At 35.1% G+C, this 13,639-nt stretch carries 8 protein-coding genes; all 8 read right to left on the bottom strand.

Translation table 11 applies throughout. The features are described from left to right. Positions 1-3: 3 nt before the first annotated feature. On the bottom strand, positions 4-2,892 hold the full coding sequence (locus tag PEDSA_RS19420; protein ID WP_013631797.1) for a chondroitinase-B domain-containing protein: 2,889 nt from the start codon (positions 2,890-2,892) through the stop codon (positions 4-6). A 589-nt stretch (positions 2,893-3,481) separates the two neighbouring features. Then, positions 3,482-4,246, bottom strand: coding sequence for a BNR-4 repeat-containing protein (locus PEDSA_RS03610; RefSeq protein ID WP_013631796.1), 765 nt, complete (start codon positions 4,244-4,246; stop codon positions 3,482-3,484). Between the two features lie 111 nt (positions 4,247-4,357). Then, on the bottom strand, positions 4,358-5,905 hold the full coding sequence (locus PEDSA_RS03605) for a hypothetical protein (RefSeq protein WP_013631795.1): 1,548 nt from the start codon (positions 5,903-5,905) through the stop codon (positions 4,358-4,360). A 57-nt stretch (positions 5,906-5,962) separates the two neighbouring features. Beyond that, entirely contained in the window at positions 5,963-6,718 is a 756-nt protein-coding gene (locus tag PEDSA_RS03600; RefSeq protein ID WP_013631794.1) for a hypothetical protein, read from the bottom strand. A gap of 48 nt (positions 6,719-6,766) precedes the next feature. Then, positions 6,767-7,321 (bottom strand): DUF5017 domain-containing protein, encoded by a 555-nt coding sequence (locus PEDSA_RS03595; protein ID WP_013631793.1) that lies wholly within the window; start codon positions 7,319-7,321, stop codon positions 6,767-6,769. Between the two features lie 23 nt (positions 7,322-7,344). Then, a complete protein-coding gene (locus PEDSA_RS03590; protein WP_013631792.1) occupies positions 7,345-8,292 on the bottom strand; it encodes a DUF5017 domain-containing protein in 948 nt (315 codons plus the stop codon). Positions 8,293-8,306: 14 nt separating this feature from the next. Then, a complete protein-coding gene (locus PEDSA_RS03585; RefSeq protein ID WP_013631791.1) occupies positions 8,307-10,184 on the bottom strand; it encodes a RagB/SusD family nutrient uptake outer membrane protein in 1,878 nt (625 codons plus the stop codon). Positions 10,185-10,202: 18 nt separating this feature from the next. Continuing rightward, positions 10,203-13,460 (bottom strand): SusC/RagA family TonB-linked outer membrane protein, encoded by a 3,258-nt coding sequence (locus PEDSA_RS03580; protein ID WP_013631790.1) that lies wholly within the window; start codon positions 13,458-13,460, stop codon positions 10,203-10,205. Between the last annotated feature and the right edge of the window lie 179 nt (positions 13,461-13,639).

Raw genomic sequence — 13,639 nt, 5'->3', positions numbered from 1 at the left:
TTCTTATCTAATAAATTTTGTAACTACAACCTGATCTTTTGACCTTAATAGCGCTATGTACCCGCCAGAAGGTAAATTGGAATCAATTAAAAAGTAATTCTCGCCTTTTTTCAATTGTATTTTTTGCTCTGTGTATTTTCGACCCTGTACATCAATTATTTGCAACACCGATTCACTCATATTTTGCGAGGTATATGAGAAATGTACCTGGTTTATATCTGCTGTGGTAAAAACCTTTAAATTACCTGATGCTATAAAATCGATATTAACAGTTCTTATTTCTGAGTAATTACCTGCTCCATCATAATCTACCTGCCTCAATTTGTAAAAATTCACTCCTTCGAGAGGATATCTGTCTGTAAATGAATAGCTATTAACCGAATTCGAATTTCCGGCTCCTTTTACATTGCCTATGCTATTAAATTCTTTACCGTCTGCAGACCGTAAAACTTCAAAATCAGCATTATTAACTTCTGAGTCTGTTGTCCAATTTAACAATACATTTGCTTGTTGTTTCTTAACATTAAAAGAAGTTAAAGTTACCGGCAACGTAACGATGCTGGCAAAATCCATTTTAATATTGCCTATTGTTATTGCAGCTGCATTATCACCTACGGCAGCTGTAAGATGAGATGAACTACCTGTTCCCTGAATCATAAACGAATTAATCTTTTCTCCTGCAGTGAGCTGATTAACAGTAAATTCGTAAGCAGTATCATCTTTCATACGCTCACCATTTGCCCATATATGATAGGTTTGAGAAGGCAATTGATAGGATATGCCATCACGCGTGTAACTTTGCGGAATGACATCATTATTTGCATAAACTTCGATCGCAAATTTCCCTCCTCTATAAAAAGTATTTGTATTGATGGTTTTATATATTGCATTAGGCTCTGGAGATCCATTTGGACGTATTCTATATTGAAAATTTATTATTTCCGGATTGTTGGCAGAAATCTCCCATCTAAAAGCTCCGAAAACATCGGGATTAGATGTATTTGAATTTGGAGTTAAACCGGCTGCTCTTCTAAAAATGCTGTTGGTTACTTCTGCCTCGTAGTTACCTATAGCACAAGCCCAGGCCGCCCTTGTAAATGTACTATCGTTGAATGATATGTTAAAGAACAAACTGGATACTGGTGTTGTATTACCTATTTGATACAAAGAAAATTTAGCCGGGTTACTGGTATTGCTGGAAGCATTTATTTTTAATGTTGCTTTTTCGGGATCAGTATCCTGTAAGGTAAAATATCCTCCTCCATTTGCTGGAAGAATTACCTGAGCATAACCTCCTCCGTTAGCCGTAGGAATATATGGTAAAAATTTCCTTGAACTCTGGGTTGATGCGTTTGCACTACCTGTAGTGTTAAACAACTTGCCTTCATTACCCGTACCTGTACCTAAGTCATAAGTGAAGGCTCGCCCGGCATTATCCCAAACCCCTGGTTCGGAGTCAAAAATATTCCGTTGTATAATAAATTTTGGCAAAGTAACCCATTCCGGTCCTATACTTTCTCCGTTAAGCAAAGCTTTGTGCAAAGTTCCTACTGGCTTTGCACCTATATCATCTGCTTCATAAAAAGGGAAATTTCCCAAAAAACTGTTTTTAGCCGGACTGGCTGCATCAGGTTCATAAACATTCAGCTCATTTGGTTCCAATAAAGGATCCTGAACAATAATCCCGCTCGGATAACTGTCTGGTTTAAGCATTCCAAATACAAGATTGTTATCAAATCCAACATTTCCCGGGTGGTTTGCAGTAGCATCTACCCAGGTAATTAAAGGCTTATTGTTTGTCTGAATTATATTATTCGAAATCAGGCTATTTATCGGTGGAATTATAGATTTATCACTATCACTTGTACTTGTTCCTATAGCAATAGACATATTACAATTAACTATAGTATTACCTAAAATCTGTGCATTTTTTACCTGATAGTACTCTGATAATGTTGGGTTAACATAAGCATTTCTTAAAGAAATCGCAGCATATATACCTGTTCCCGTTATATCGTACAGATAATTATTATATACTTTCTGATTTTCTCCCATAATGTGGATACCCCCTGTCCCTATCTTCCCGTTTCCTATAAAATAGTTACCATTCACATCTGTATTATTACCGCTCCTCAAAGACAATGAGCCTTTACATTCGTAAAAAAGATTATTTCTGACAATATTATTTACTGATTTTATAGAAATAAGCTCTCCCTCGCCATCACACCTGTCAAAAATATTTTCCTCTATAGTTGTATAAGAGTCATTAAAAGCATAATCGCTGGTCCCTACCCTGATCGTTTCGGCACCGTTGGCACCAAAAATAGGTCTTGGCCCGAAATAATTATGGTCTATTCTGTGGTAATTAGGCTGTTCATCCAGCCAAACAACAAGAGTGGTCCCCTGATGATCTTTTCCTGTAAATTCGCAATGATCTACTCTATTATATGTGCCATAAATTGAAACCCATTTATAGTCTGTTTCCTTTGATGGAGGATTGTAATTTACTATACTTGTATTGGTTAATCTGCAATGAGCCGAAGTTGCAGAAAATGTTATGGTATGGGTTAAAGAATAGCCATTTTTAAAAGATAATCCATCTACAACTAACCACTTTCCATTTATGACTAACTTCGAATTGCCGGACATAATTACACTGCCAGCATGTTCTGCAACTAAGGTTATTGGGTTTAGTTCGGTACCTTCTCCGGTAAACCATACATCCTGACTATTCCAGACCCCGTCTCGCATAATGACTTTATCTCCAGGTTTTAAGGCTGAAGACCACGTCAGATTATTTAAGTCATCTGCCGAACTTATGTAATAAATATCAGCCTTAACAATTGAACTTAGGAGAATAAAAATTAAAGAATTTAGTAGTTTATATTTCATAATTGATTTTAACAAGCCTACAAACTTACGGTTACGTACACGTATTTTTAAGCTTCAAATACTAAAAAGATTTACAATTTATAACATTCGGTAACGTTACCATAAATATATAAATTAATTATTCAAAAAAACACTTTAATATTTAATATAACCAGTCACTCTATATCGTATCATACGTAACTGTAAATTCTACATCTTTCTACAGAGGAGGCGAATTTGCGGTCGAAATTTATGTTAACAATAGTATTAGTCTGCAAAATTATACCCAGTAGGAGCTGGAAAAAACAGGATTCCCAGGCTCGCCTTCCAATATTAACTGATTTTTAGCATTCCTCATGCCACTTAGGTTGAAGATTTCTCTGTGCGTAAGTTCTTACATAGTCTCCTGCAGTAAATTTAACTATTACAGGTTGCGTCTGTAACAGACTCTGAATATTTGTCCAAAAAGTGCTACTTAAAAATCTGTTGCGTTTCCTGCTGTTAATCCGTCTCCTGTTCCCTGAGGAGAAACAAATCGTGTGACTTAAGAGAAAACATTAATATTTAAAAATAAGGCACATACTAAAAGTAAATTCTTAATCATAATATTTCAGAGAAAATTGGTTAAGCTTACCAGGTAAATATAAATTTTGTGATTATTATATTTTACGTCAGAAACAACATCTCCATTAGTTTGATGGAATTTCCCTTTTTCATAATATGCATGGTATACAGATGATAATCCAAGTTTTGGATGCCCATCCGTAAACAGGAAATGAATTTTGGATTTATTATCGGAAACTATTTTTAAATAAGGGACTTTATTATAATCTCCCTTACTGCTTAGATAATATTGAGCATCTGTCCAGGTTTTACCAAAATCGTCACTATAAACATAATTCTGCCTCCAATCTGCATATTTAGGATTATCTGGTATTCTTTTATTTCTACTGCGAAAAAACATATAAATCCTGTTATTCTCTGCTGATAACATTACCGGATGGGAATAACAAATAAGCTGATTTTTAAGTCCGAAAGAAAGTACCTTCTCCTCTTCCCATTCGCTTATGTCTTCCGCATTCTTACTTTTCCGCATAAAAAAGCGACCGTTATGTTCCGTATAAAATGTTAGTATTTTTCCATCAGGAAGAAACAGAATTGATGGCACATTATGATCATCTACCTGCAGTTTTTCGTTTAAGATGTATGTATGTATTTCTTTAGTGCTCGCATCTCTTGAACTGATAACTACATCTCCTTTAGTGTTTATATAGCCATAATAAATTTTTTCATGCTTACCTTTATAGTAAACTGCCCTTGGGTCTGCAAACCAGCACCAAGTTGCATCTTTGGCTATAACCGGGTATTCTGACACAGAGGGTACTATTTGCGATTATCCGTATACATTATATAGCAGTGCTATGAATAACACAAGTATTATTTTTCCTTTATTTCCTACATTACACATAATAAATGAGTTTTTTTTCTATAATCCATCTCCGTTATAAATACCTATATTAGGTTTTTCTTTACTATCTACTTTATTTCCGTAAAGATCTTTCCCTCCATTATTGGATATCAGAGTTCCTGATTTTATGGCAGGAGACCTCTTTTTTAATTTATAACCATTTAAAGTACTCAGTCCTACAGCTGTACCCGGATTTACGAATAAGGGATCGCTGATAAGTTTATTTGGATCATATGGTTCGTCTTTAGGATGAATGCCAAAAAATAAATTATTGCTGTAAGCCCTGTTCTGAATACCTTTTCCCTCTGGACTTGCAAACCTATACATTGCATTTTTACTTTTATTATAGATAATATTATTATGGAATTTATAAGTATGATCTGTGTTAGAACGCTCTCTAATAATAATAGGAGAAACATGATCTTCAATATAAAATACATTATTATAAAGCGAAGCTTCAGTAAATGCATAGTTAAAATAAACCAGGATACCCCTGTCATTTTGACTAAGATTATACCTTACTATAATCCCTTTATCACGTTTATGTGTACAAAACCAAACTAAACCATGGGCATTATCATGACTATAGCTATACTGCCAGATAGTTTCCGGACTATTAATATCCGGATCATATAAACTTCCATCTGCATCTGGCGATCTGTTAAGAAAGCCTTCGTTATACTGAAAGACCGTTCCTCTGACTGTTCTCGAAAAAATGGTATTCCCTGTAATGCCTGTTGCTGTTTCATAACATAAATTACGTTCTACAACTCCACCTTCAGCCATTCTTATGATCATGGCATTTTTTGAAATATGATGAATAATATTATCTCTGATATTCAGATCAGTAAGTTTTCTTCTTTCCCATTTTTCTCCTTCAGGGTAATCGAATACACCGGATTCATGGCTGGTTGCTATACCCTGATTTTCGACATGATGAATATGGCATCCTTCTATTAAAATGTCATTGTAACGAGTAGCTTTTATTTTGTCTGATACAGTTGTAATATATATTCCAGCTGTTCTTTTTTCTTTATGCCCGTTGCCAATGATACCTTTTATATGATGTATGTGTAAATTTCTAAGATAGATATGATTTATGGTTCCATAATCTTCTGCTTTTATTTCCACACCTCTTCTATCTCCTGGTATATCTGAATTATTAGTTATTTCCAGGTTATTGATTTCCCAGTACTCTTGATTATAGAGGCTCACTACTCCTTTTCCTTCAATACCATTGCCATCTATTAATGGTTTACTACCTTTCCCATACTTGTCAATTACTATTGGGTGATTATGATCTCCAGATCCTTTTGGGTAGAGTGTTCCGAGCCATATACCGCCAGACTTAAACATAATTTTCGCACCCGGCCCAAAAGTGATACTATTCACTTTTTCTAGCGATTGCCACGCTTCCTTCTCTGAAATCCCACTATTATTATCATTCCCATATTCTGAATCTACGTATACTGCAGATGTAACGATATTGGCCAATATGATCTTGGGTACAAAAATAAGGCATAGCGCACTATACATGAGGATATTTCGGAATTTTAGAGTAGTCATTCCTTTTTAACTTAAGATGAAGAACCTGATTGTCAAACTCAGGCTTGATTTTAAAATCTATTCTGTTAATCTAATTTGATTAAGCTTCCCTGAATCTATTTTGTTATTTGCATGCTCAACATACTTATTTATTAAAGCCTTATAAGCTACTTCTATATAGGCATCTTTAACCTGTCGCGTAAAGGCCTTTAAAGTGTACTTATCTTCTTTATATACTGTATTTTGCATTTTTTTAAACTGATTTTGTAAATCTACTTCAGTAATTACTATCAGCTTCTCATTAACCAAACCATTTTTTAACCGAATAAGTGCATTACTAAAACAATAGTCGAAAAAAGTTTGTTCGCTAAATTCTATTGGTCCGTATATAACCTCATGTCCAGCTACAGATTTTTTCCTGTTTCTATTGTTAACTTCCAGGTCTTTAAGAAGAGACTCATAGTCTTTGTATGGCCATAAGTTTCGCTCTCTCAATAACTTTTCCTGAACTTTAATTACAGACAAGGAATCAATCGCCCTTGTCCGTAATATGTCTATAGCTTTAATTCCCCTTATTTCTTTATCCCAAAATGATCCCGATTGTTTTCCAGGATCTTCGGTTGCTATGTCTCGATATACATCAGCTCTATATCGTTCCATTTCTCTTAGCACTTCTTCTTTAGTTACAACCATTCCAGCTATTGTCCCAATATATTTCGCTTTTTGTGCAGGTGGTCCTTCCTGCGCAAATGTCACCGACGTTATTATAATCAGAAAAGTGGCAATTACTAAATAGCTTCCCTCTCTAATCTTTGAACAAATATTTTCCACCATTTCGAATATTTAAGATTTATGATAGATAGAGAATATACCTTTCATATACTATTCACCAATTTTAACAATAGCCCAGCTTTCGGATGCTTTAACAGATTGATTTGAACGGAATCTCATCATATCTGCTCCTTTAATCCATGTTGCTCCCTCGTGATTTTCCTTATTATCAACGATTTTAAAATCTTTAATAGGTAAAGTTTTAGTTTCACCTTTATAATTTATAGTAACATTAGATATTCCCCATCCTCTTTGTGAAGGCTTTGTTGATGCTTGTCCATTATATTTAAAAGCAAGATAAAGCGGTTTACCTGCCACTAAATTTTTTGCTAAATCAATTTCTCCAGATTCAGCCAGTATTTTGTCGGTAGCCAACTTAATTTTCTTTGTTATATCTTCCCAGGTTGCCGATTTTATAGATTCTAAAGAATAATCGCCATTAAAATCTGTTGATATCAATACAGATAAATTATTAGACTGACTACCATATTGAACACTGGTATTAAACGACAACGTTGTTTTGTCTTTTTGTGCATAAACGTTATGTAAAACTAAAAATGTAATAACGGTCATTACCTGTAAAATCTTGCTGAAGTAATTTCTCATGATTTTTTATTTTTATTGTATAGTTATTGAGTTACGGTTATTGTTATCTGTTTTACCACTTTGCTTTCTCCGTACAAATTAGAATTACTTGCTACAAATGTTGCTGTGTAAACACCTTCTTTTATATAGGTATAAGAATGACTATCCTTTTTTAAATCCCTGAAACCTTTTATTGGTGTTCCTTTATCCGGGCCTAAATTGGTATCTTCTGTGCTAATAGGAGGAGAAATAGCCCAAACCTCAACTAAGGGTCTTGTATCAAAAGTACTGGGAGATCTTAAGGTTATTACACCACCACTGGTAACAGAGCTATTTCTTTCTACATCTGTTACAAAATTATTATCATATACTTCTTTAAATGCAGAACCATCAAAAAGGGAATAGTTTCCTAAATTGGTAACAGCGTTTACTACAATATTTCTCATAAACCAATTTCTTTGAGTTTTTGTCGGATCATCTTTCCTATACTTGAAAGCAAAATACATAGGTTTTCCTTCCTCTGCTTCACTCGTAATGTCTAAAACACCCGAAGGCACATAATTCGCAGCATCACTGTTGTCCATAGTTGAGGGTGCTAAGACAAAGTTCTTAGAAACATTATTCTTCCATGTAGCATTCTGTATATCTTCAATAGTATAGTTACCATTAAAATCTGACGATATCCATACAGATAACATATCTTTTTGCCCATTAGCTAATCCATATCTGATAGCCGTAGAAAAAGACGCATTTATACTAAGTACCTCCTCTATTCTCCCATCCTTATAGGTATAATCATTCAAAGGCTCACCGGAATAAAACGTTATCTGATCGGCATCCCCCGTAAATTTAAATTCTACTTCATCTCCAACTTTATAAGTTAAAGAATCTACCTTAACATCAAATACAGGAGTCTCAACTTCAACCTTGTTACAGGACATAATACCCAGGCAAGTGAAGAATATAATAATAGAGTTTTTAATTGTTTTCATAATTATGATTTTAATTACCAACCTTTGTTTTGAGTTAATGCTGAATTTAGGCCCATTTCATAAGAGGGGATAGGCCATAAGACATCTCTTTCACTTACATTTCGATAAGACCATACCACATAATCCAGAGAACTAGATAATGAAGATGTCTCAATATGATCTCTTACAATTTTCATATTCTCAACCAATTTCCCCCATCTTACCAGATCTCCTTTTCTCAAAGACTCAAAGCAGAGCTCTCGAGCGCGTTCATCCTGAACGAATGTGAGGAAAGCTGCCGGAGAAGCTGTTGCCGACACAGGTAAATCTGAATTTATAGTAGGATCGCTTAAAACAGCTGTTGCAGTAGCACCAACACCAGTACCAGTACTACTTATGGCAACTGTGGGGACACTAGTGTAACCGCTTCCCTCAAAAGTAACCAAGATACTTGCTACTCCACTGCTTGCTACTGTCGCAACGGCAGCTGTAGCTCCCTGCCCTCCTCCTCCGGAAATGGTAACATTTGTGTTAGCCACTGTATATGTGCCCGATGTTCTCGCTGTATTTACCGTGATAGACTTCACATACCTTCCAGACATTAATTTACCATAGGCCCTACTTCTCACCAGATTCACAGCATCTATCGCATCCTGACTCACTACTCCTGTTTCCTGGCTTTCAGCTTCCGCGAACATCAACAACACATCTGAAAAACGTAAAAGAGGATAGTTTATAGGCGTATATACATTTTCTTTTGGCATAACCACTTCATAAAAGCGCCTATATTTACCACAGTCACGCTGGTAAATACCCGTAGGTGTTATAGCTCTCGGAGTTTCCTTTGCAGGGTTACCAGCCAGGGAAAACGGAGCTATCGCATAATTCCTTCTTATATCATTTGAATTTATAACATCTCTATTGTCATATTTATCCCACAAAACACCTGTTGCATTTAAAAATCCGTAAGAGAATCCATGATTAGGATCAGCATTAGAACCACCATTATACTGAATACCATTATAATGGCCTATTTGCCCTGCTTCTCTATATACACCTTGTGTATTTCCCCAAAATTCCACTTCCCATATACTCTCTCCTATATCGTATTTATCGGAAGAGTAGTTTATAAATACCTGTCTGTAATCAGGATTTAATTTATGATTAGCACCTGTATCATCCATAACCATTTTTGCCCATTTCCTTGCTTCTGCATATCTTGACAAATCTCTTACAGGATAACCGGCCCAATGTAAATTGACCCTCGCAAGGATTCCTCTTACTGCAGATTTGCTGACTCTACCACCGTGTCCTATCTGTTTAATCGTTTTAACCATTCCTTCCGCCTTTTCCATATCAGCTACAATCTGAGTATAAACTTCTTGTACCGTATTTCGTGGAATAGCTGTATTGTTTGTATTAGCTATAGGTTCGGTAATTAACGGTACTCCACCAAAATTACTTACCAGGAGGAAATAATAATAGCCCCTTAAGAACAACGCTTCTCCCTCTATAGCATTTCTATTAGCTTCAGATATCTTTTGGACCTTATTTATATGTTTCAATAAAAGATTCGCTCTATAAATCCCTTCATAACAAGTTTTCCAAAATGCAGTAACATGTGGATCTGTAGGATAAACATTATAAACGGATACCCCTATGATATCAGTAGATCTATCATAAAAACCTTCATCTGCATCCATACCCATCCTGGTAATCCTACCTCCATAAAGAGTCCCTTCTCCTAATTTTGAATATACTGCTGCTAAAGCAAAATTTAATTGCTCTTCTGTTTCATAATACGTATCAACAATTAAAAAATCCTGCGGTTTAGTATCTAAAAATTTATTGCATGATGCAGAAGACAGGCTAATAACCAATGCTCCAAAATACTTTATTATATTATTTTTCATTTTTTATCCTCCTAAAAATTATAGTGTAACCTTAAGACCAAAAACCATAATTTTAGCTCTTGGATATGCAGACCAATCGAATCCCGGGGTTAGAACACTATTTCTTACAGAAACTTCCGGATCCATACCAGAATAATTTGTAATAGTGAATAGATTTTGTGCCGAAGCTGTGATGCTTAAATTCTTAACATATATTTTCCTGAGATATTTTGCAGGCAAACTATAAGAGAATGAAACTGTTTTTAAACGGATGTAGGAAGCATCTTCCAGATATAATGAAGAATATCTACCTAATGGCCCTTGCCCTCCCGACCTAAACATAGTGTTAGATGGATTCTCTGGTGTCCATCTATTCACATAAGACGCGAATTGATTACGGGAATTTTGAGGTCTTCCCCCTTCAAAATAAATTCTATTAGCGTTAAATACTTCATTACCATAAGACCATTGGAAAAATACATTTAAACTAAACCCTTTATACTTAAAGTTATTAGAAAATCCGCCAGTATGTTTTGGAACGGGATTACCTATAATAGTCTCATCAAATTCGTTTACGGTTAAGTCTCCATTGATGTCTCTATACTTGATATCTCCAGGCTGTATATCTTCTCTAACATCACCATTATCCGCAATGTTAGGTTTTAACTGGTATTTTCCACCTATCAAATCGAAATCATCATATTGATAAACTCCATCAAAAATATACCCCATAAATAATGCGGCCGGCTGATTAACCTGAGCTACATACAAATATGACCCGTTATGTAAGGCATCCCAGGTTACTGCAGAAAGCATTCTGCTTTCATCTGAAGTAAGTGCAAGAATTTTATTTTTATTAAAACCTATATTTAAACTACTTGTCCATGTAAAATTTTTAGTTTTTATATTTTCAGTATTCAAAGTCAGCTCTAACCCATCATTTTGCAACGATCCGATATTTTTATAAGTTCTGCTGAAACCAAATATTGTTGGAATATTGGCATTTAATAATAAATCTTTAGTTGTTTTTCTGTATACATCAGCAGTTATTTCAATCCGATTTTTAAATAATGCCAAATCGTATCCCAAATCCAACTGCGACGTGGTTTCCCATTTCAAATGTTCATTAGGTAAAGAATTAGGATAAATACCTTTTGTTGGATCTCCATTTCCAAAAGAATAAGACTGAGCAATTGACGATCCGCTCATTAAATCCTGATAAGGATAATCGGACACCCTGTTATTTCCTGTTAAACCATAACTTATTCTTAGCTTAGCATCTGAGATAAATTTTATATTTTTCATAAAATCTTCACTTCCCATTTTCCAGGCAAAAGCTCCGGAAGGAAAATAAGCCCATCTGTTAGATACAGGAAATTTTGATGACCCATCTGCTCTAAAAGTACCTGTTAATAGGTATTTTGATTTATAATTATAGTTTATTCTAGTGAACAGCGAATTTAATGTATTATTTGAGGTAGCAACTGTCATACTTGATGGCACTCCTTCGTCCATACCCCATAAACCTATAGATTCGTTGGGTATAAGTTGACTGCCTAAACCATATCGATTGGTCGTTCTTTCCTGAAAATCAATACCCGCCATGACATTGTAACTATGATCGCCTACTTTCTTTCTATATGTAAGAGTAGATGTAGAATTCCAGGTTACAGTCTCTGACAATGATAAAGTAGATTGGACTCCTCTTGAGTTTGACGGTAACGTCGAAGAACCTCTTGTAGTTCCGGAATTATAAAAATTATACCCCTCTCCATTTGCTTTAATATATCCCGCAGTCGTTTTAAACTGTAAATTTTTATTGATATCATATGTTAAGAAGGCATTAGCATTTAAACTCATACTTTTAGATCCTCTGTCTTCATTTGTTAAAGATTTCACCGGATTTATAGCGAATAAGGTTGACGATAAACTTTCATCCACTTCAGCATCAATAAACTCTTCGTCTACGTCACCTCCAATAATATCTCCTCCTTCTTCATCGTAGATTATATCCTCTCTACCGGTTACAGGTCTAAATGCCCAGGTACTATACATTAGATAACCATAAGCGTGTCCCGCTGTTCCAGCATTACTCGCAGCAATTTGTCCAAAGGATTTTTTATGAGAATAAGAAAGATTTACACCACTTTTAAATTTTTTACTTATAGTATGATCAAGTGTCACCCTCGCAGTAGCTCTATTTGAACCACTATGTATTATCACACCTTCCTGATCGTACAAGGAACCCGAAACCGAATACTTCGTTTGAGTGTTCCCTCCTCTTACAGACAAATTATGAATTTTTGTAGCTCCATTCTGAAATACCAGATCCTGCCAGTTAATTCCCCGTATATTTCGATAATCTTCAAGTGTTTTGCCATTAGGATCGTAATTTTCCGTATCTGTCTCAGGAAAGTCTTTACTAGTGTAAATTTTCTTCATTGCTGTCGAGTAATTATTCCTTTCTAACTGATATTTAACAAACTCGTAGGGGTCCATCATTTCCATCTGTTTAGTTACATTCTGAAAACCAAATGATCCACTGTATTGTACAACAGGAGCTCCAACTTTACCTTTTTTTGTTTCGATAACAACTACGCCATTAGCACCTCTGGCTCCATATATAGCTGTCGCCGAGGCATCTTTTAATATGTTCATCTCTTCTATATCATCCATATTTAAAGATGATGGATCAAACTCCTCATATGGAAAGCCATCTATTACATATAATGGAGAAGTATCCTGAGTTAATGAACCGGCCCCTCTAATAATTATATTTACACCTTCAGAACCCGGCTGACCATCTGCAGAAGACACCTGTACCCCCGCTATACGTCCTGCTAAAGCTTGTTCAAAAGACATCACCGGTGCTTGTGTTAAATCACCAATGTTAACTTGTCCAACAGATCCTGTCAAATCAGATTTAGCAACTTCTCCGTATCCTACAACCACAACTTCTTTTAATGCTTTTACATCAACGTTTAAAGATGTATTGATTTCTTTTTTATCTCCAACTTGTATTTCTTTAGCATAAAACCCTATATAATTAAAAACCAACACGTTATTGCTGGCCGCCTGAATAGAATAACGACCTGAAACATCTGTAAATACTGTCCTACTTACACCTTTTACTGCTACCGATACACCAGGAAGAGGTTCTTTAGTATCTGAGGCTGTTACTATTCCAGTTATTATTCTACTCTGAGAAAAGGCATCTGCAGTCAAGCTTAATACAAAAAGTAAAGCAAGCATAAGCCTCCTCCCCGACTCAGATAATCTTAATTTTAATACTATCATAATTTTAAATGTTTATATCATCATTTAGCTAATAAATTAAAAAGCCTATTAAAAATGTGTACGTACCCGAAAACAAGAAGATAAAGAATTAATTTACTTTAGCATTAAGTATTTAGTCAAAATTTTTATTGAACCCATTCTAATAGGTATATCCGGCTATAATTAACTTCTTTCATACT

The organism is Pseudopedobacter saltans DSM 12145 (assembly GCF_000190735.1).
GTDB lineage: Bacteria > Bacteroidota > Bacteroidia > Sphingobacteriales > Sphingobacteriaceae > Pseudopedobacter > Pseudopedobacter saltans.
Note: the sequence above shows the minus strand (reverse complement) of the source record. Positions and strands in the feature narration are given on the sequence as shown.

What these genes read in the sequence shown, in the direction of transcription:
- PEDSA_RS03590 (WP_013631792.1), bottom strand. Translation starts at nt 8,292, where the DNA reads ATGAAAACAATTAAAAACTCTATTATTATATTCTTCACTTGCCTGGGT.
- PEDSA_RS03585 (WP_013631791.1), bottom strand. Translation starts at nt 10,184, where the DNA reads ATGAAAAATAATATAATAAAGTATTTTGGAGCATTGGTTATTAGCCTG.
- PEDSA_RS03600 (WP_013631794.1), bottom strand. Translation starts at nt 6,718, where the DNA reads ATGGTGGAAAATATTTGTTCAAAGATTAGAGAGGGAAGCTATTTAGTA.
- PEDSA_RS19420 (WP_013631797.1), bottom strand. Translation starts at nt 2,892, where the DNA reads ATGAAATATAAACTACTAAATTCTTTAATTTTTATTCTCCTAAGTTCA.
- PEDSA_RS03605 (WP_013631795.1), bottom strand. Translation starts at nt 5,905, where the DNA reads ATGACTACTCTAAAATTCCGAAATATCCTCATGTATAGTGCGCTATGC.
- PEDSA_RS03595 (WP_013631793.1), bottom strand. Translation starts at nt 7,321, where the DNA reads ATGAGAAATTACTTCAGCAAGATTTTACAGGTAATGACCGTTATTACA.
- PEDSA_RS03580 (WP_013631790.1), bottom strand. Translation starts at nt 13,460, where the DNA reads ATGATAGTATTAAAATTAAGATTATCTGAGTCGGGGAGGAGGCTTATG.